The following is a 19,599-nucleotide window of genomic DNA, read 5'->3' as shown; positions in this document are numbered from 1 at the left end:
TTAATTACTGTTTTCATCTAGTTTTACTAGGATGGAAAAAAGCACCGTTTGTTCTTCACTAGTAAGGTTTTCAAATAAACTCTCTTGCCACTTAGCAGCATCGTTTGATAATTCTTGATATAGCGTATTACCTTTAACTGTAAGCGCTAATTGGGTTGCACGTTTATCTGTTTCTGCTTGTTTACCAATAATGATATCTTGGTCCAACAGCTGTTTCACTGCTCGTGAAGTTGTTGATTTATCAAGCCCAGCTTCAATACAAATTTCTTTTGCTGTTAAGATCTTTTTCTCTGCTAAATGCGCAATTACTCGCCATTGCGGTACCGTTAGTTGATATTTATCCGCATAGACTTTTGCAAAACTGTAACTCAACTTACTACTGAGAGTGGCAATTCTATAAGGCAAAAAAGTAGCTAACTTAATCATAAATACATCTTTTCTATATTAACTTTGCTTTGGCACCTTAAATTTACATGCATGCTTTTGTTAATGGAACCGCTAAATAAAATTACTTTAATATTGGGGTTTATTTTATACACGCGCTTGCATTTACTCTCATGTGAGACTATATTATTTCAAAATCACAACAGGAGTGACCCATGAATTTCCCAGAATTTGATTATTTAACTGGCTTTGGTAATGAATTTGAGAGTGAAGCCCTTGAGGGTGCTTTACCTATCGGCCAATTTTCACCACAAAAAGTAAAATACGACTTGTACGCAGAGCAGTACAATACAACTGCATTTACAGCCCCTCGTGCTGATAATCGCCGCAATTGGTTTTACCGTATTCGCCCTTCTGTTGTGCAAAGTGATTATCAGGCGCTGGATAATGGATTACTGAGAACGGCGCCAATAACTGAAGTGCCTACCCCACCGACAATGCTACGCTGGAACCCTATTGATATCCCAAATGAAAAGACCGATTTTATCGACGGGTTAATCACTATGGCGGCAAACGGCAGTGCTAATGGTCAAACAGGTATCGGTATTCATGTGTATGTTGCTAATAGCTCAATGGATGGTCGTTATTTTTATAATGCTGATGGCGAATTACTTTTTGTACCTCAGCAAGGTGCTATTGTACTTCATACTGAGTGTGGCAAACTTGCAATTAAGCCAGGTGAGATTGCAGTTATACCTCGCGGCATCAAATTCTCAGTTGAACTATTAGATGACAGCGCACGCGGTTATATTTGTGAAAACTATGGTCATCCTTATATTTTACCTGAGCGTGGGCCTGTAGGCGCTAATGGTTATACCAATGAACGTGATTTCCAATATCCTGTAGCGGCATTTGAAGATAAAGAAGGTGATTTTGAGCTTGTTGCAAAGTTCAATGGTAATTTATTCCGTTGTGATATTGACCATTCACCGCTTGATGTAGTTGCTTGGACTGGTAATAGTGCGCCATACAAATATGACTTATCTCGCTTTAATGTTATGAATACAGTGAGTTTTGATCACCCTGATCCATCTATTTTCACTGTACTTACCTCGCCATCTGGCGCTGCAGGTGTTGCAAATGTTGATTTTGTTATCTTCCCACCGCGCTGGATGGTTGCCGAAAATACTTTCAGACCACCTTATTATCACCGCAATATTATGAGTGAGTTTATGGGGTTAATTGAAGGTGTATATGATGCAAAAGAACACGGTTTTGTGCCAGGCGGTATGAGTTTACATAATTGTATGTCGCCGCATGGTCCTGAGGCAGATGTTTTTGAAAAAGCCTCTAATGCTGAACTTGAACCACAACGTTATGAAAATACACTCGCCTTTATGTTTGAATCACGTTACGTTATTTCTCCAACTAAATATGCTCTTGAAGGTAAAGAGCGTCAGCAAAATTATTTAGATTGTTGGAAAGGCATTAAAAAGTATTTCAATCAATAATTGCTAATTTAGTATTAAAAGAACGGGAAACCGTTCTTTTTTATGCGTGCTTAAAGGAATTAATAATATGAAACTCTATACCTATTTTCGTTCATCGGCTGCTTATCGCGTTCGTATCGCACTGAATCTAAAAAATATTAATCATGAAATGGTGCCAGTCAATTTACTGAAAAGTGAACAGCAAAGCGAAGATTACTTACAAGTAAACCCGCAAGGCTTATTACCAGCCCTTGAAACAGAGCATGGTAAGCTTGGTCAATCACTGGCTATTTTAGAGTACCTAGATGAGCTTTATCCAGAAGTGCCATTATTGCCAAGTGATGCATGGCAAAAAGCACAGGTGCGCAGTTTTGCTTATGCCATTGCCTGTGATATTCACCCGATTGATAATTTACGTGTTTTAAAATATTTAACGGGTGAATTAAATGTAACGGACGAACAAAAAACTAACTGGTATTTACACTGGATCCGCATTGGTTTTGAAAAGCTAGAATCACAAATTGGTGATACCGATTTCTGCTGTGGTAATACACCTAGCCTTGCAGATGTATGCTTAATCCCACAAGTATTTAATGCGCTGAGATTTAATCTTGATATGAGTGACTTCCCCAAAATTAGTGCGATTTATGCGCGATGTAATCAATTACCTGCATTTATTGACGCAGCGCCTGAAAACCAGATTGACGCTAATTAAACTGCACTTTATCTGAAGTAATTGTGCGCCACCCTTTTACATCGTCGTTAATAAAGCCTGCCTGTCGGTAGGCTTTTTCAATTAACCCTCGCTCTCTCAAAATCATTAAACCTTTTTGTAACGCTTCAAAGGTCTCTTTACCAAGCGGGTGTTTTTTTGATACAACAAAGTGACGACTATCATCCAAAGCAACTTTCACATTTGGAATGGCAACTATTTTATAATCAGGACCTACATAAGAAAAATGTTCTTGTTTTTTAAAGGGTGCTAACATGCCATCAACCCAACCGCGGCTCACCATTTTTGCCATTACTATCCAGTCAGATTCATGAACTAACTCTTTAGGTTTCAAGCTTTGTAAAGTTAGCCAATCTACATGCCAATCTTTACTCGACACTATGGTCATATCGTTTAATGTAAGTGGTGGATTACGGTATTTTTTAAGGTTTACTTCTGAGGTAAATATACCTGCAAAGTATTCGCCTTTCTTGATTAAAGGCTCAGTTATATATAAGTTTTCTTTGTATTTTTCGGTGGCACTTAACCACAGAGAATCGAACGAGAGTAATAACAGGCCTTCATTTAGTAGTTTCAAATTACGAGCATCATAATTGCCGTAGATAAAATTAAACTGAATGTCTGAACCACCCAAAATAAGAGCTTGTTGGATTAAAATAAACTCAACCACATCACGTTGTGCATTAACACCTGAATAATCGGTTATCTCCAAAACAGGTTTTTTGCCAATAATTTCTTTAGCATAAAAGTAAATATCTGTTTCTACAGTGATATCAACTTTTTTTGCATACGTTGAAAATGCAGAGCACAAAAAAAGTGCAATAAGTAAGCGAATTAACATGTTAGTTCATAAAAATGTACAATTAAACTAAGCCTAGATTTGAATGTGTATTTAAACAACTATAGCCTTTTATAATTAACTATCTAGCAAACAAATTGGTTGTATGAAGCCCAGAGTGCAAAAGCGATAGTAATCAAATATCCGTTGTGTTATGCACTGTTATATAAAATAATTAAATTAAGTTTTCAAAGGTTCGAGCTATGAAATTCGATTTTCTCATTATCTGTTATTTCTGTTTTTTGTTTTTTTCTAATCCGACAATAGCAAAAAAACCCACGGAAAATGTTTGGATGGCAGCTGACACGTTGCAGCACGTTTGCTGGTATCAAGATAAGAAATATTCAGAGGGTGCTATCATTCAGGTTTCCAACATTACATTAATATGTACTGTTAAATATAAAAATCAACCAAATAGCCAACTTGGTTGGTTGCAGCTTGATGAAAAAGGTAATGTCATTTATCCCAAAAAAGCGTCTAAGATAACGGTTAATTAGCGCAACTATTTAAAATTTACAAAATGGATAATACTTTAAATTTTAATATCGCAACTGGCCTTCGTAATGGCTTGTTAAACGATTATTACTGTATGTCGTCATTGTAATTGTAAAAGCACCCGCGCTGCGTTTAATAACGCGATTAATTAGGTGATAAACCGTACCCGCTCGACTGATTGACCACACACTTAGATGTGTTGATGAAAGCTGTTCAACCCAAATATCCCCCGCAGCATTATTTTGATCAAAGCGTAAAAACCCCTGATCAGCATAAACCGTTAAACTCGATAGTTTTTTACTGAACTCATCGCTATCTTGTGCCTGAGAATGAGCCCTTAATATGAGTGATTCATCATTACTAAACGTGATTTCTAACTGATGTGATTTATATTCTTTATGTGCACTTTGGGGTTCTTCGCCAATACAATAATAGCCGCTACTTTTGCCAACCCAAGAACGAGATAACTCTTTAAATAGTCGATTTAAACTGGCTTCTTGTGAACGAGTTAGTTTGTTATTTGCAGGTTCAAATACAAAATTTGCACTTTTTGGCGGAGATTGAAGGCACTGCTGTGCTTGGCTTGCAAAAGTTATCACTAAAAAAGCTAACGTCATTAAATATCGCATAGTATTATCCCTTAAAATTAATTGAGCCTTGCTCGCCTTTCGATATAACTAATTTTATACAGCTAATGAACATAGAAACCAAGTGGCTACAAGATTTTCTTATACTGAGTGAAACGCGTAACTTTAGTACAGCAGCACAATTACGTTTTGTCACTCAACCCGCATTCAGTCGACGCATTCAATCTCTTGAGAAAAGCCTAGGTTGCCAGCTCATTGACAGACGCACATCACCATTAACGCTTACAAATGAAGGTGAAGCATTTAAGCCAACGGCTCAATCTGTACTTCACTTACTTAATAGCTCTGCGGAAAAGTTGCGTGCAAACAGCTATGCACAAGAACTTCGAATTGCTGCAACACATACGCTTGCCTTAGGTGTATTCCCCAAAATCCTAAAAACTTTAAAGCGTCAATTGCCCAATGTCAGTGCCCAGTTACAAATAGCCGATGCTGATGATTGTACAAAACTACTTAAAAGTAATAATTGTGATTATTTGTTGGCATTCCATGATAATGAATTGCTCGGTAAGGAATATGAACGTTTTGAATTATTGAATATAAAACTTCTACCCGTAGCACTCACAACCGCACTTCCACAATGGATTAACAATGAGAGAATGCCTTATCTTGCATATCAATCATCAATATTTTTAGGTAGAACAGTTGATAATGCGTTAACAAAAGAAGTAACAGCCAAACTTGATAAAGTCGCTAGTTCATCAATGGCTGACAGTTTAAAAACCATGGTATTACAAGGGTTAGGCTTTGCATGGCTTCCTGATTATTCTATTGAACACGAATTACGTGATGGGAAACTTACTGTTCTCGAAACCTTCAGTGATATATCTGAATTAAGTATTTGCCTATATCGCTTACCTACAAATGACCATACAAAGTCTGTCTATTGGCAAGGTATCACTCAAGCACTTGAGTTTGATTGATTGAAAATTGCACAACATCATGTTATGCATTTTTTGCATAATCATAAATCTTTATTAGCATTAGTCACCGCATTTTAAGTTAGGTAACCTTGCCCGCACTCTCACCAAGGTAAAAGGCATAAAAATGCGTATTGAAAAAGATTTACTCGGCACTATGACCATCGAAAATGATGTGTTTTATGGCATTCAAACTCAAAGGGCTATTGTTAATTTTCCACTAAGCACTAAGTTTTTAAGCCACTATCCATCAATTATTAAAAGCCTTGCTTATGTAAAAGCAGCCTGTGCACGTGCAAATAACCAGTTAGGTTTATTAAATAACGAGAAAACCAATGCAATTTGTGCATCATGTAGTGATCTCATCAACGATCAATACCATGAGTATTTTCCTGTAGGTATGATCCAAGGTGGTGCAGGTACCTCTTCAAATATGAACGCTAATGAAGTGATCGCTAATCTAGCATTAAAAAAGCTTGGATATAAACTTGGCGACTATCAACATATTCACCCAAATACTGATGTAAATATGTCGCAGTCCACTAATGATGTTTACCCAACAGCAATTAGACTGAGCGTATTATTAGAGCAACCAAAACTACTGTTAGCGCTTGAAAGCTTAATTAATAGCTTTACTGCAAAAGGCAATGAATTTTCGTCAATTTTAAAATTAGCACGTACCCAATTACAAGATGCGGTACCTATGACGTTAGGACAAGAATTTCATGGTTTTGCATCTACTTTAAAAGAAGATGTGAAGTTAATTAAGCAGTTGGGCAGTTTACTAAATAGCGTTAACCTTGGCGGTACTGCAGTTGGTACAGGCATTAACACGCATAAAGACTATGCAGAATTAGCGATTAAAGAACTCGCAAATTTAACAGATATTCCATTTGAAAAAGCAGAAGATTTAATTGAAGCTAGTTCTGATATGGGGGATTTTGTTATCTATTCTTCCGCACTGAAACGTTTAGCACTGAAACTCTCTAAAATTGCTAATGACCTAAGACTACTTAGCATGGGGCCGCGTGCAGGTATTAGTGAAATAAACCTACCAGCAAAGCAGCCAGGCAGTTCAATTATGCCAGGTAAAGTAAACCCTGTGATCCCTGAAGCGGTAAGCCAAGTTGCATATCAAGTGGTGGGTTTAGATTGTGCAATCAGTATGGCCGCTGAAGCAGGTCAATTACAATTAAATGCAATGGAGCCTTTGATTGCGTTAAACTTAATGGATGCAATTTCATTATTGACTAATGCATGTGATATGTTCGAACAGCATTGCGTGTCAGGCATCACGGCAAACCAACAAAGATGCAAAGATTTACTTGATAATAGCCTTGCACTGGTAACTGCACTTAATCCTTTTATTGGTTATGAAGCTGCAACAAAAATTGCAAAAGACGCACTACTTTCACGCGCATCAGTTAAAGAACTTGTTATTCAACAAGGCATTTTAAACGAATTAGAACTTAGCAATATCTTAAAACCAGAAAAACTGACACAACCAGTTTAAACATCACTTCGCTCTAAAATGACTGCCCCAGCACCTTCTTGGTTTAGGCAGTCATCTTGATTATATAAGTGGCATCGCTCAAGCGATAAACAACCACAGCCAATACAAGCACTAAGTGAGCATTTCAGCTTTTCGATATAATTAATTTGTTGCGTTAACCTATCTCGCCAAGCTGTCGCTATATTTTCCCAATCTTTTGTTGTTGGGGTACGCTCATTTGGTAGTTGAGCAAGTATCGCTTTTGTTTCGCCAAGGCTAACACCAATTTTTTGGCCAGCCTTAATCAAAGCGATTCGTCTTAACACATCAGCTTTATAACGGCGTTGGTTTCCTGCATTACGCCAACTTCTTATAAGGCCTTTTTCTTCGTAATAATGTAATGTACTAATATTTACACCTGCGCGTTTCGCAATAACACCAACAGATAAATTTGCTTCTGACATAATTAGCCTAAATTAAATCGGTTTAATTATTGTTATTAGTCACGACTTATAAAGCAAGCTTTAATTCCATCGTATTTTGTTGCGCTTTTGTGAATATAGGCTACTGTTCATCCAAAATTATGGGGAGTCAATTGATCGCATAAAACAAATGGTTTCATATCAAACATTCAGAACAATTACTTTGTAATATTGTCAAAGAATAGGTAATAAGCTTTGAAAACACAGATAAGTAGTACCAAATTAGTGGACTATAGTTATAAAATATTCATTTAGATAAGTAAAATGCATATGAACCCACTAACTAGTTCTAAATTCACCAATAAAACACAAGTCTGGTGTTGATCTTTTCTGGTCAAAATTGCTATTGTTACAACATGCCATTTTTATATTTTAGATAGAGTGAAAGTCGGTAGACTTGGATTAAATTTACTACTTTATCACTAATGGCATTAAATTAAGTCCCCAAAACTATGTATGCTCTACAAGGATAGAGGAATGACAACAAATTACGCAAAAGTGAAAGAACTGTGCGATCAGTTAATACAAAACGGAAAACCTGTTTCCGTTGAAGTTATTTTACAAGAATGTGAAGGCAGCACAGCAACGCTTCTTGCGCATTACCAACGTTGGCGTAGTGAGTCTCAAGATACGCGTCAGGCTGCTGCTGACACAGGTACATTAAGCGAAGAATACCTTGCGGCTTTTCATCGTGAGATCAAGCGTTTTTCTAACACTATTAACCGTGACTTTGAAGTGCAACTTGAGCGTGCAATTGAAGCTGAGAAATTTGCAATTTTAAGTTTGCAAAAAACAGAACAGATTACCAGCGAACTGACTGAAAAGGTCAAGGTATTAGAAGCTCGTCTCGAAGAAGAAACAGCACAGTTCAAACAAACCATTGCTGAAGTTGAAGATAACGCAGACATTGAAATTTCAGCTCTAAAAGAGCATCAAGAAAAACAACTTCAAGAACTTACCGAGTCTAAGAATCAAACTATTGAAGATATGCGAGTTGCCAATGAGAACACCATTGAACAACTCAAAGCAAATAATGCTGCTACAATTGCAGAGTTAAAAGAATCTAGCGCACGAACCATTGCAGAGTTGAAACAATCTGGTGAAGCAAAAGTAAGTGAGTTAACAGAAACAGTTGCAAACCAAGTTCAGACATTAGAAGCAGCTCTTCAAGAAAAAGACGCACAGATCCAAAGTCTTCTTCAAGAAAAAAATTCTACCCTTTCTCAGTTATCCCAGCTTGAGCAAACTGCCAATACACATGCTGCAAAAGCTGAAAAACACACATCTGAGGTTGAAGACTTGCGTAAAGCGAAAGAAGCAATGCAAGCACAACTTAAGCAAGCTGAACAAAATATCGAACTATTAAAAAAACAAAACGTAGAACTCTCGCAGCATAATCAAGATCAACAAACAGTTGTCAAAGGTGCCAAAACCCAAATTGAAGAAATGCAGGCACAACTACTTGAAGCTCAAAAAATAGCAACGAATTTTGAATCAGAAAAAGAAAACCTCCTTAAACAAATGGATTTTGTTAAAAATAATTCAACCGCAACAATTCAACGTTTAACACAAAATTCGGATCAAAACCTATCTAAAATCAGGTTACTAGAAGAAAAGCTATCCAGCGAGCAAAACAATGCATGGCGCTTCGAAAATGAGAATGAAAAACTTCAAGAACAACTTGAGTTTATAAAGCAAAACTCTGCAACAACGGTAGAACGTCTTACTCGAAGTGCAGAAAAAGCTATGGCACGCGTTCGCGATTTAGAACGTGAAGTAGACGATGCAAAACTTGAATTAGAGCAAGTGCGCGCAAAAAATAACGTCGTCCCTTTGCAAGATCAAGCCTAATATTATCCTTTAAAGGGTCTCTTGACCCTTTTTTATTATTGCAAACGTTACAAAAAAGACTAAATTAATATTTAAATAAGTATTATTTAACAAACATTTGAAAATATACACTGCACGACAAGCGGTTTTAAACCGTAAAAAAAGAGTGGTAGCGTACGAGCTTTTGTTTCGTAATAGTCGCGCCAACTCTTTTCCTGAAATTGATCCTGTTATAGCTACATCTAAACTCATTGCTGATAGTCAGTTTATTATTGGATTAAGGCGACTAACATCCGGTAAAAAGGCACTTATCAAGTTTCACCATCAAGGTCTATTACAAAAACAACCTGAGCTTTTACCGAGTAACGACTTTATAGTTGAAGTGATGACTGACTTTATTCCTAACCCTGAGGTATATGAGGCTTGTCGTAGCTTATTTCATAAAAACTATACCCTTGCGTTAGATCCTTTCACACCGCATTTTGATTGGCAACCGTATTGTAATTTATGTCGCCTTGTTAAATTTGATATCAGCAGAACACCATTAAATACAGTGATAGCTGATATTCACAAGTTAAAACAACTTAAAAATATTAAGTTAATGGCGATTAAAATCGAGACACATGAAGATTTTGAGCTAGCTAAAGAACTTGGTTTTGATTATTTCCAAGGTTATTTTTTATGTAAACCGCAGTTGATAGAACAGCCAGATATGGTCAGCCACGCGCAAACTGTTGTATTGCTTTATACTGAGTTGGTAAAAGAAGAACTTAATTACGATCGAATCGCACACCTCGTTGAACAAGATGCTGCCCTTTGCTACAAATTAATGCGTTTTATTAATTCAGGCTTATTTCCTATACGCGAAGAAATTAACTCTATCAAGCAAGGGTTAATTTATTTAGGTGAGCAGAATGCCAAACGCTTTTTAAATCTAGTGGTAACAGCACATTTCGCAAAAGACAAACCGCATGAGCTTATTCGCATGTCAACCATTCGCGCTAAGTTCTGTGATGTAATAGCGCAAAAAGTTGCGCCAAGCCTTAAAAGTAAATCATTCCTTGTGGGGTTATTTTCGCTTTTAGATGCAATATTTGATCGCTCTATGGAAGTTATTTTAAAACAGCTTCCTTTAGGTAAAGACATCACTGATGCCTTGACTGGGCAAGATAATATTAATCGTAATATTCTAGAGCTTGTTTTAAGTTATGAATCAGGTGAGTGGCAGAAAATTGAAACGCAATGTAACAAATTAAAATTAGATCAAGCAGACTTACCTGCGTTTTATTTTGAAGCAATTAAATGGAGTGATATTCTTTATAATTGTTCACAAGACCCTCTTTGATAACCCTGTTAAATGAATTAGTTATCGAGTAATGAACACTTCAATTTAAAAAAATATTTAATATCTAACTTGGTTTTAGCAATTATTTAATGCGTTAGCCATTGTGTTATCACAAAGTGCACATATTTTTTGTGCGGTGTGTCATTATATTAGTAAGTACTTAAACCTCTAAACTTACTTATTATGATTCAATTTTATTAACTCGCTGGGTTAAATCTAGGTGTAAAAAAGCCCAGGTTTCTGGGCTTTTGTAGTTCTAATAGACTAGAATAAGTAGCTTAACTTAACGTAGTAGAAACCACCATTGTAATCATATGGACCACTTTCATAGTATTGTGCACCTAGCACACCATAAGATGATGATGGTAATTTCTGCGCTTCTTGGTCAAAAATGTTATTTGCACCAATCGCCCCTTTAAAGCTTTCAGTGAAGAAATAGCTTACTTCAGCATCAAAAGTAAATGCAGAGTCAGCAATCTCATTCCAACAGCCATCTAAGCAATCATCATCGGCGTGTACCGCAAAGTACTCACCAAAGTAGTTTGCACGAACAAACATACTAACATCATCCCAGTTTTGAGTGATTGTAAATGTTGCACGGTGCTGTGGCATACCCTCCTCTAAACGTTTAACTTTACCATCGCTTGTAGTAGCAGGGTTAAATGAATCAACATTTGTTTCATTCCAGTTATACGCAAGAGCAAACTTGGTTGCACCATCGAAAAGGTCCGCTGAATAGTTTGCTACAACATCAACACCTTTTGTTGTCGTATCGAAGTCATTTGCAAAATAAGTCACAGCAGAAATTAGCTCAGGGTTTTGTACACCTAAGTTTCGTAACTCTGCGTAATCTTCTTCACGTACAGTAATCTGACTTGATTGTGCGATACGGTCTGTTACTTCAATATTGTAGTAATCTACAGTTAAGAAGAAATCTTCATACTCATAAACTGTACCAAGCGCAAAGCTTGTTGATTCTTCAGGTGTTAACTCTTTACCACCATAGAATGATGAAAGCGGATCTGTTGGTGGTGCCAAGAAACTTTGAATTAGCTCACCATTAACCAAAGACGTTGCAGTATTTACTACATTAGCTTGACCAACAGTTGGCGCTCTAAAGCCAGTACTTGTAGAACCACGAATTTGCCAATCATCTGAAATTGCATACTGAAGTGTTAGCTTGTAGTTAGCAGTATCACCGAATGTATTGTAATCTTCATAGCGAAGCGCAGCACCCACTAGGAGACTTTCTGTTAAATATGCTTCAGCGTCTACGTAAGCAGCCCAGTTACGGCGCGTATTTGTACCTTGTGATTCTGGTCCAAAACCTTTGAAACCATGTGAACCAATGTTAAAGCCTTGATCCGCATAAGGACCCGCTTTCCAAGAAGCCTCTTCGCCTGAAACAATCTCAAAAGATTCCTCTCTAAACTCTAGGCCACCAGCCAGATTTAGCGGTTCATCTAGACCTATTTCAACTGATTTAACTAAATCAAAGTTAAAGGTTTTTTCTAATTGGATATACTTACCGGTATCAAAATTAACTGGAGTTTCTAAACCAAGTGATGGGTTTAGTGTATTGTAAAGATAGAAATCTGACGCATTACGGCCAACCGATCCACTCAAGTCAAAATAAACTTCATCTAACCAACCACCATTAATCTCACCTTCAACACCCATAGTAAGAGATGTATCCACAATTGTTCCTGCGAATTGTGGTGTATAACCACCAGGGAAAATCATATTCATTGAGAAGCAGTTAGGATCAGCAACCATATCTTTGTATGCTTGTGTTTCAAGCACGTTTGGCACATTCGCTGGCACAACAGCACATGTTCTAGGGCCACCATTAGCTTGGCCGACATCACCAACTAACAGTGTTTCGCCACCATCAATCGAATAAACATTCCCGCGGTTATGAGGATTTCGATAATAGAAACCACCAATTGCATCACGCTCAGAGTAGTTACCAAACATATAAAATTGTTTGTCATTACCTAAATCAAGACCTACATTACCAAAAATAGTTAAATCGTCACTTATTTCTGGGTTACCCCAAATTTGTGCTGGATCTTTAATGTAACTATTGCCTGCAGCTGCAAGGCCTGCTGCGTCTGGACGTTGCATTGAGCGACTTGTAGCATCAGCGTTTTTTAATGCAAAAGATAAATTAGCAAAGCCATCATCAGTAAAAGGTAAACCAAGGTTTCCTTCGATTGTTGTAGTGTCACCATCACCTTCAAAATATTCACCGTACTTTACTGCTATGCTGCCGCCTTCTGAAGCATCTTTCAATACAAAGTTCATTACACCTGCAATTGCATCAGAGCCATATTGTGCTGCGGCACCATCACGTAAAACTTCTACCTGTTTTAGCGCGATACTTGGAATTACTGAAACATCAGGACCTTGGGCACCATCATTCACACCGCCCCCTTGGAAAGCAATAACAGAGGCACGGTGTCTACGTTTGCCATTCACAAGTACAAGCGTACTGTCAGAAGACAAGCCACGAAGGTTTACTGGGCGAATAAGAGTCGCAGCATCACTAATTGGTTGCTGGCGAACATTGAATGAAGGAACTTGGCTAACTAGCAGTTCTAACATATCCGATGAGCCGTGTTTTTCTAAGTCATCACCACCGATAATATCAATCGGGACTGGTGAATCTCCGATAGAACGTGGCGCTGAGCGTGTTCCTACTACAGCGATTTTCTCTACATCTTTTTTCGCTTCGGCGGGGAGGGTTTCCTCCGCTACAACTGAATAAGACACTGCAGAGGCAAGAGTTGATGAGCAGGCGAGTATAACTGCCTTGCGTAGCGCTTTAATTTTCATAATTTCCCTAGCATTTTTGTCGTTAGTTATTGTAAACATGCTTTAACATGCCGTTTACAATTAATAGACTAAATTGGAAAATTATCAAGTAAAATTCGATATTTCCACGTCGATAGTTCAATTTTCAACCAAAAAGTCTTTTTTATACAATTCGTCCCCGCATTGCTTTCGTTTGGCTATGTTTCTTTTTGCTATCTAAACGTTTTCTTTGTGAATTTTTTGTTGGTTTTGTTTCCTTTCTTTTTTTATGAACAACCATTGTTGATTTTATTAAAGATTTTAAGCGTTCAAGCGCATCTTGCTTGTTTTTTTCTTGGGTTCGAAATGATTGAGACTTAATTATGATCACACCGTCATTACTAATTCTGCTATCACTTAAAGCAAGCATTTTTTCTTTGTAAATTTGAGGCAGGGAACTACGTCTAATATCAAAACGTAAATGAATTGCAGATGACACTTTGTTAACATTTTGACCGCCACTACCTTGAGCTCGAATAGCTGTTAATTCTATCTCCCAATCGGAAATGATTACAGTATTAGAAATTTGCAACATTCTTATTGTTCCATGACAGTTTTATGTTAGTAAGTATATCAAACTGAAGAAATGTTATAATATATTTTTTTAAACTATATCAGTCAGTTAAAAATATAGAGCAACGTTTTCAGAACTATAGGTACTAAAAGATTGTCATTATACAGAGAGTGATAAGTGATGAACCTTGGTAAAGAGGGTTTTATGTTAAATCCAACACCAACCTATAACTAAGCGTTTATGTATAATATATAGGCCACAAAACAAAATAAGTTTACAAAAATACAACCATAAAAAAATCTTTTAAAAGGTTTTTTAACGGTTTTATGGCGGAACACATGTTGCCCAATCATAGCCCCAGGCCACCCCCCTATTACACTGTAAATATGTAAAGTGCTTTTAGGTACACGAACTTTATCACGCTTAGCTTTGTATTTATCAATTCCATACACAACAAATGTAAATACGCTCATAACACAATAAAGTGCGACAAATTGGCTCTCTATGAAATTTAAAAAGTACAATAAAATCAGAATGATTGAAAAGAAGAATACGAGTAACATATAGTTAAACACAGTTTAATTAACAGCTCAAAAACCATTAGCATGCTACATGAAAAATAAGAATTGAGAGAACACTTTCTCTCAATTCTATTTATTTTTTACTCTGATATTATCTCTTCTTGCTCTTCTGATTCTTTTAAGAGAAATTTATCAAACTGTAAAAGTGCTATGTCCTCATATTGCGGTTTAGATAACTCAAACCAATGTGTAAAATCGTTCCGACTTATATAATAGTTGTCACCTTGTTTAGCAAACTCATATGTATAACTATACCCACTCACTGTTTTTACACTAATTGTTTCACTTGAGGTTAAAGACAGCTCTGCAATATCAGATACTTTTAATGCGTTTAACTTTTCAACATAAGTATTGATCAAATTCTCATCTATCAATTCGTTATTCATCTTTTGCTTATCAGATTCAAGCTCCCAGCCTTTTTCATTCTTTTTAAGACTAAGTGTTGACGATTTAACTTCACTTATCTCTGATACTGCAAGCAGCGATTTACTAAACCAATCCGTTAGGTTTGCTGTTAACTTAAAACTACTGAAAGGTATTGAATAAACATTGTCTTGCCCTTTAATGCGTGCATACACTTGTTTAAATTCAGGTGAATCGCCAAGAAAAATCGTTTCCATATTACCATCAGCTGATGTAAACGTTATTTGCTTGTTATAACTCTCATCACTCACTTTAAATCGTGTATGACTTCCTTGTGTTTGCGTGATAGGCCACGATACTTTCAGAGGTAATAATTCGCTTTCGATTACGTTAATTTTATGCGCTTCAATGGGTATATTTTGGTGTTCTTTAAACACCCATTTCCCCTCTTTATTTACTATTGTTAACTCCGCATCATCTTGTTTAATTGCTACGCGAACAATATCGTTTTCATTTAACGTTAATAACTTGTGTGATAACGAATCAGCTTGTCCTGTAGCGTCCTGAAAGTACAAGGTAAATGCTATGACAATTTGGAATGTAAATAATACAAGTAATACTAAAATATAGTTTCGCATCTCACACCTCCTATTGTGTTAGCCAAGTCAAGTATTGCATTTGTTTTCGGCGTTTACGAAAACGCTGATACACCATTAAAATAACCAGCATTAGACTTGCCAGAATATAATTACCATACTCCCATAACAGCTGCTGATTATGTGATATTGGTAATAATGTACGGTTGAAATTTCCCCGTGAACGAATACTTAATAAGGCACTGTCTTCGAGTGACCAATCCACAGCATTTACGATTAATTGTAAACTAGTTGGGTAATTGCTTTGTGAAGTTGCATTTGTCAGTGACAAGACATTATCGTCAACAAGGTCATTTGAACTTATAAGGATAAGCTTTGCCGAGTTTGCAGCGTGCTTAATTACACTCGATACATCAAAGCTCTCTGTAGATGCATTATTATCATCACTTTCTTCCTTCTCTTTAATATCCGATAGCAAAGGGGAATCCTTATTTTCAAAGTATGATGTGAACTTACCTTGTGCCATAACAGCGAGTTCATATTGTGTTGTTAACTCTGACGGTTTATATGAAGATTCTCCTTGAGCGTTAACTTTCGGCATAATATCAAGTGATTCTGACGTCCAAGCTTGATTTGAGCTCGATATGAGTGGCGTGTAAGTGATGTTTTTATTGGTATCGGATATAACGATTGGCGATGCCCACGGTAAAGTGAGTTGTCCAAGCTGGGATGTAATCAAATTATCTGGATTTAGTCCCTCACGTATATCTAAGAAATACGGGTAGTCAAGCATACGCATTTCCTGAATTTGAAAACCGCCCACACTTCGCGTAACAGGAATTGGAAACGCTGCATTACTGTTATCCATAACTAAGTTTGATTCAATAGATAACCCATGATGTTCGAGCCAGTTTTCTAGCCCTGAGTTTACTTTATTCATTGAAAGTCGATTTGCTGAAAACGATGCACTGTAAGGTGATGTAAAAGCGATTACAGTGCCCCCTTTCATTAAAAATTGGTCTATTGCAAATAACTGTTTTTCATTGAGTTCTCGAGGCGAGGCCAAAAGTAAAATATCCGCTTCACCACTTACTTCACCGGACTTTAAGTCTTCATCAATAATATTCTGTTCGGCACCCAGCATTTGTTTCAATTGACGATATTGAGCTTGGCTAAATGCATAGCTGCCATAATCTGAATTCTGCGGTGTTACAAGTGCCACATTTTTAGTAAAACCCTTAGCAAAACGTTTAATTGCTGCACTAAAGTTTTTAGCAAATTGTGATTCTGAAAAATCATCTAATGGTATTTGAACAATATTTTCACCTTGTTCTAACGTAAGGTAAAAGTAAAATTGCTGATCTGAAAATAAACTTGTAGCCATGGGTTGAAAGCCAAGTTCATTTTCAATTTGTTTCGCTACAGCAAATTCGTTTGCTTCAGGTTCAATAAATTCCACTGATAATTTACCAAATGCACTCGCTTTAACCTTTTCAACTTGTGACTTGATTGCTGCTTTAAAGGTTGCGAGCTGCTCAGGTAAACGCTCATCATTCGATACGTAGGCTTTAAATAATAGAGGTTGTTTAACAGTTTCAAATAAGTTACCAGCCGTTTGATAAGACTGAAGTACCGTTTTGATCGCACGTGTAATGTCATGCTCAGGGTTTCTAAGAACCACTTCAACATCTGACTCTGCTCGCGCATTCACTTCAATTAAATCTTGAAATCCTAGGACTTTATATTCATCTCCATATTGTAATAGTAAATTAAAATAAGAGCTTACAATTGACGCTTGATATCGGTCGGCAATTTGAAATGGCATAGGTTTAATATTGAATCGCGTATTGGCTTCTTGTTCCATTTCAGCATCTTTTTGTGGATCAACAAATTCAACCCGAATACGCCCTTTAGATGCCACTTGATACTCTTCAAGTAAATCCTTTAATTGAGGTACTAGTGGAGCCAACAGTGGATGCGTTTTTTCACTAAAATACCCACGGATCAACAAAGGTTCCTGCAATTGTGCAAAATAACCCTCACTTGCTGAAGAAATTGAATATTGCTGGCCTTGTGTTGTATCAAGGCGTAGTTGAGGTAGATGATTAAGCCAGATGTTTGCAGCTAATAAGTTTATACAAAGCAATCCGCTCAATACTCGCCATGATTTATGTTTATTCGAACTGCTATTTGATACCCAACGTTCTTTTTCCAAAAAGAAAGTGTTAAGTGATAAAAAAATGCCGATTAAAGAGAGGTAATAATACAAATCTCTAAAATCAATGACACCACGGGTTATATCGTCAAAACGTGCACCTGTTGACAGCTGACGGAGAAACTCTGCCATGTTATGGCCAAAAAAGTCTGTAACAAGTCCGCTGCCAATAAAGTAGAAAATGCCAGAGACAATACTAGCGCTTATCAAACTGACTATTTGGTTATCACTTTTAGCTGAAACAGCAAGGCCAATTGCAATATATGCACCGCCTAGCAATAACACTGCTAGGTATCCTGAAAACACCGGCCCCCAATCTAAATCACCTAGAAACGATACTGAGATAGGCAACGGCAGAGTCACAACAAGTGCGATTGCTAATAGCATTAAACAGCCAAGGAATTTACCTATAACAAACTGCCATAAAGGAACCCCAATAGTGTGAACATGCTCAATGGTGCCGGTACGCTTTTCTTCACTCCAAAGGCGCATTGTCAATGTCGAACATAACAATATTAATAATAACGGCATCCACTCAAACATCGGTCTTACATCGGCGATGTTACGTGCGAAGAATGCTTCAAACCAAAAAAAGACAAATAAAGTTATGGCAGCAAATGCGCCAATAAATAAGTATGCGATAGGAGATGCAAAAAACAATGCTATTTCTTTATTTGCAATACGCATTACATTGAAGGGTGCACTTTGATTAGGCTGCATTTGAAACCTCCTTTTGCTGGCTGTTTTGATCATTATTGTTGATATGATTAAACACACTCTCTAAATCTTGTTTTTGTGCATAAATACTATAGATTTCAAAGCCAGCGCAAATGATACTACTGCAGATTTCAGCACTAATTTTATCGATGAAATTTATTTTGCTCACTTCAATTTTGAGTGTGTTATCAGCAATCTGCTCAACATGCTTAACCCCAGAAATTGAACTGATTATCGCAAGTTCAGTACAATTAGTTCTGAATTCAATATGCTGACTGGTTTTTAACTTAGAAAGCTTGTCATCAAGAACTAATTTACCGCCTTTTAGAATCAAAACACGATCACACAATGCATTCACCTCCTGCATTATATGTGTCGACAAAATAACCGTTGCCTTTTGGGCTATCTCTTTGATTAATTTTCGCATTTGGTGAGTTTGTTGAGGGTCGAGTCCATTTGTTGGTTCATCTAAAATCAACAGTTTCGGCTGACCTAAAATTGCTTGTGCTACGCCCACTCTTTGTTTGTAACCACGAGAAAGGGTGTCTATTGGTGCTAGATATTTTGTCGATAAGTCAGTAGCTTTAATTGCACGTTTAATTTCTGCTGTTTTAGTATTACCTTTTAACCCTTTCATATCAGCTGCATAATCTAAATATTCTGCAACTGTCATTTCAGGGTATACTGGTAAGTTCTCAGGTAAATAGCCTAGAACGCGTTGTAATGCCTTGGCATTGTTCTTAACTGAAATTCCATCCAAACAAACATCACCTGAATCCGCCTCTAAAAAACCGCTAATAGTTTTCATTATAGTTGTTTTACCAGCACCGTTATGGCCTAACAAACCAATTATTTCACCCTTTTTGACTGAAAAACTCACATTATCTACTGCTATAAAATTGCCGTATCTTCGAGTTATATTACTCACATTTAACATGGTAACTCTCCGTTATATGCTAATAGTTAAAACAACAATCATGTGATGTTAAGCATGCAAGTACGTTTTGATATATTGGGTAAAGTAAAGTCGAAAAATACATTGTTAATTTCTCCATATAGCTGGGGTTATTCCCAAACAAAGTACGTTACGATTTGGTAAAA

The 19,599-nt window shown here is 36.9% G+C and carries 17 protein-coding genes; 7 read left to right on the top strand and 10 right to left on the bottom strand.

All coding sequences use genetic code 11. The annotated features are described in order from the left end of the window. Entirely contained in the window at window positions 1–426 is a 426-nt protein-coding gene (locus ABYD77_RS04495) for a MarR family winged helix-turn-helix transcriptional regulator (RefSeq protein WP_372767405.1), read from the bottom strand. 173 nt (window positions 427–599) lie between these two features. Here ABYD77_RS04495 and hmgA point away from each other — a divergent pair, with 173 nt between their 5' ends. Next, window positions 600–1,895: a homogentisate 1,2-dioxygenase gene (gene hmgA, locus ABYD77_RS04490; protein ID WP_372767403.1), complete on the top strand. Its 1,296-nt coding sequence runs from the start codon at window positions 600–602 to the stop codon at window positions 1,893–1,895. Between the two features lie 67 nt (window positions 1,896–1,962). After that, window positions 1,963–2,589 carry a maleylacetoacetate isomerase gene (gene maiA, locus ABYD77_RS04485; RefSeq protein ID WP_372767401.1) on the top strand — a complete coding sequence of 209 codons (627 nt, stop codon included), beginning with the start codon at window positions 1,963–1,965 and terminating at the stop codon, window positions 2,587–2,589. Here the strand turns inward: maiA and ABYD77_RS04480 are convergent. Next, a complete protein-coding gene (locus ABYD77_RS04480; protein WP_372767399.1) occupies window positions 2,582–3,448 on the bottom strand; it encodes a hypothetical protein in 867 nt (288 codons plus the stop codon). The genes maiA and ABYD77_RS04480 overlap by 8 nt on opposite strands. Before the next feature lie 200 nt (window positions 3,449–3,648). Here ABYD77_RS04480 and ABYD77_RS04475 point away from each other — a divergent pair, with 200 nt between their 5' ends. Continuing rightward, window positions 3,649–3,942 (top strand): DUF1496 domain-containing protein, encoded by a 294-nt coding sequence (locus tag ABYD77_RS04475; protein WP_372767397.1) that lies wholly within the window; start codon window positions 3,649–3,651, stop codon window positions 3,940–3,942. A gap of 42 nt (window positions 3,943–3,984) precedes the next feature. Here ABYD77_RS04475 and ABYD77_RS04470 read toward each other — a convergent pair whose 3' ends face one another. Further along, the gene (locus ABYD77_RS04470) at window positions 3,985–4,569 is read right to left on the bottom strand and encodes a hypothetical protein (protein ID WP_372767395.1); all 585 of its coding nucleotides are present in this window, start codon (window positions 4,567–4,569) and stop codon (window positions 3,985–3,987) included. A 65-nt stretch (window positions 4,570–4,634) separates the two neighbouring features. Here ABYD77_RS04470 and ABYD77_RS04465 point away from each other — a divergent pair, with 65 nt between their 5' ends. Then, on the top strand, window positions 4,635–5,510 hold the full coding sequence (locus ABYD77_RS04465) for a LysR substrate-binding domain-containing protein (protein WP_372767393.1): 876 nt from the start codon (window positions 4,635–4,637) through the stop codon (window positions 5,508–5,510). A gap of 124 nt (window positions 5,511–5,634) precedes the next feature. After that, window positions 5,635–7,020 carry an aspartate ammonia-lyase gene (locus ABYD77_RS04460; RefSeq protein ID WP_372767391.1) on the top strand — a complete coding sequence of 462 codons (1,386 nt, stop codon included), beginning with the start codon at window positions 5,635–5,637 and terminating at the stop codon, window positions 7,018–7,020. On the opposite strand, the gene soxR is transcribed toward ABYD77_RS04460, so the two are convergent. Next, a complete protein-coding gene (gene soxR / locus ABYD77_RS04455; RefSeq protein WP_372767389.1) occupies window positions 7,017–7,463 on the bottom strand; it encodes a redox-sensitive transcriptional activator SoxR in 447 nt (148 codons plus the stop codon). The genes ABYD77_RS04460 and soxR overlap by 4 nt on opposite strands. A 495-nt stretch (window positions 7,464–7,958) precedes the next feature. On the opposite strand from soxR, the gene ABYD77_RS04450 reads away from it, so the two are divergent. Together ABYD77_RS04450 and ABYD77_RS04445 are read left to right on the top strand one after the other, a co-directional pair. Further along, the gene (locus ABYD77_RS04450; RefSeq protein ID WP_372767388.1) at window positions 7,959–9,332 is read left to right on the top strand and encodes a hypothetical protein; all 1,374 of its coding nucleotides are present in this window, start codon (window positions 7,959–7,961) and stop codon (window positions 9,330–9,332) included. 97 nt (window positions 9,333–9,429) lie between these two features. Beyond that, on the top strand, window positions 9,430–10,656 hold the full coding sequence (locus tag ABYD77_RS04445; protein WP_372767386.1) for an EAL and HDOD domain-containing protein: 1,227 nt from the start codon (window positions 9,430–9,432) through the stop codon (window positions 10,654–10,656). A 264-nt stretch (window positions 10,657–10,920) separates the two neighbouring features. On the opposite strand, the gene ABYD77_RS04440 is transcribed toward ABYD77_RS04445, so the two are convergent. The 6 genes from ABYD77_RS04440 to ABYD77_RS04415 form a co-directional block, all read right to left on the bottom strand. Next, a complete protein-coding gene (locus ABYD77_RS04440) occupies window positions 10,921–13,494 on the bottom strand; it encodes a TonB-dependent receptor plug domain-containing protein (RefSeq protein ID WP_372767384.1) in 2,574 nt (857 codons plus the stop codon). A gap of 142 nt (window positions 13,495–13,636) precedes the next feature. Then, a complete protein-coding gene (arfB, locus tag ABYD77_RS04435; protein ID WP_372767382.1) occupies window positions 13,637–14,047 on the bottom strand; it encodes an alternative ribosome rescue aminoacyl-tRNA hydrolase ArfB in 411 nt (136 codons plus the stop codon). Window positions 14,048–14,256: 209 nt separating this feature from the next. Continuing rightward, entirely contained in the window at window positions 14,257–14,499 is a 243-nt protein-coding gene (locus ABYD77_RS04430) for a DUF1294 domain-containing protein (protein ID WP_372767421.1), read from the bottom strand. Window positions 14,500–14,687: 188 nt separating this feature from the next. Then, window positions 14,688–15,608: a DUF4340 domain-containing protein gene (locus tag ABYD77_RS04425; protein WP_372767380.1), complete on the bottom strand. Its 921-nt coding sequence runs from the start codon at window positions 15,606–15,608 to the stop codon at window positions 14,688–14,690. Between the two features lie 10 nt (window positions 15,609–15,618). Beyond that, on the bottom strand, window positions 15,619–18,501 hold the full coding sequence (locus ABYD77_RS04420; protein WP_372767378.1) for a Gldg family protein: 2,883 nt from the start codon (window positions 18,499–18,501) through the stop codon (window positions 15,619–15,621). Then, complete coding sequence (locus ABYD77_RS04415) at window positions 18,491–19,435, bottom strand: ABC transporter ATP-binding protein (protein WP_372767376.1); 945 nt, start codon at window positions 19,433–19,435, stop codon at window positions 18,491–18,493. The genes ABYD77_RS04420 and ABYD77_RS04415 overlap by 11 nt, the downstream gene beginning before the upstream one ends. Between the last annotated feature and the right edge of the window lie 164 nt (window positions 19,436–19,599).

The organism is Pseudoalteromonas sp. (assembly GCF_041629635.1).
Lineage (GTDB): Bacteria > Pseudomonadota > Gammaproteobacteria > Enterobacterales > Alteromonadaceae > Pseudoalteromonas.
The sequence above is the reverse complement of the archived record's forward strand: the minus strand, read 5'-3'. Positions and strand labels throughout refer to the sequence as shown.

Bases quoted from the DNA above. Each gene is read 5' to 3' on its own strand.
- ABYD77_RS04415 (WP_372767376.1), bottom strand. From the start codon at position 19,435: ATGTTAAATGTGAGTAATATAACTCGAAGATACGGCAATTTTATAGCA.
- ABYD77_RS04465 (WP_372767393.1), top strand. From the start codon at position 4,635: ATGAACATAGAAACCAAGTGGCTACAAGATTTTCTTATACTGAGTGAA.
- ABYD77_RS04475 (WP_372767397.1), top strand. From the start codon at position 3,649: ATGAAATTCGATTTTCTCATTATCTGTTATTTCTGTTTTTTGTTTTTT.
- ABYD77_RS04470 (WP_372767395.1), bottom strand. From the start codon at position 4,569: ATGCGATATTTAATGACGTTAGCTTTTTTAGTGATAACTTTTGCAAGC.
- maiA (WP_372767401.1), top strand. From the start codon at position 1,963: ATGAAACTCTATACCTATTTTCGTTCATCGGCTGCTTATCGCGTTCGT.
- arfB (WP_372767382.1), bottom strand. From the start codon at position 14,047: ATGTTGCAAATTTCTAATACTGTAATCATTTCCGATTGGGAGATAGAA.
- ABYD77_RS04440 (WP_372767384.1), bottom strand. From the start codon at position 13,494: ATGAAAATTAAAGCGCTACGCAAGGCAGTTATACTCGCCTGCTCATCA.
- ABYD77_RS04495 (WP_372767405.1), bottom strand. From the start codon at position 426: ATGATTAAGTTAGCTACTTTTTTGCCTTATAGAATTGCCACTCTCAGT.
- soxR (WP_372767389.1), bottom strand. From the start codon at position 7,463: ATGTCAGAAGCAAATTTATCTGTTGGTGTTATTGCGAAACGCGCAGGT.
- ABYD77_RS04450 (WP_372767388.1), top strand. From the start codon at position 7,959: ATGACAACAAATTACGCAAAAGTGAAAGAACTGTGCGATCAGTTAATA.
- ABYD77_RS04420 (WP_372767378.1), bottom strand. From the start codon at position 18,501: ATGCAGCCTAATCAAAGTGCACCCTTCAATGTAATGCGTATTGCAAAT.
- hmgA (WP_372767403.1), top strand. From the start codon at position 600: ATGAATTTCCCAGAATTTGATTATTTAACTGGCTTTGGTAATGAATTT.
- ABYD77_RS04430 (WP_372767421.1), bottom strand. From the start codon at position 14,499: ATGAGCGTATTTACATTTGTTGTGTATGGAATTGATAAATACAAAGCT.
- ABYD77_RS04425 (WP_372767380.1), bottom strand. From the start codon at position 15,608: ATGCGAAACTATATTTTAGTATTACTTGTATTATTTACATTCCAAATT.
- ABYD77_RS04480 (WP_372767399.1), bottom strand. From the start codon at position 3,448: ATGTTAATTCGCTTACTTATTGCACTTTTTTTGTGCTCTGCATTTTCA.
- ABYD77_RS04460 (WP_372767391.1), top strand. From the start codon at position 5,635: ATGCGTATTGAAAAAGATTTACTCGGCACTATGACCATCGAAAATGAT.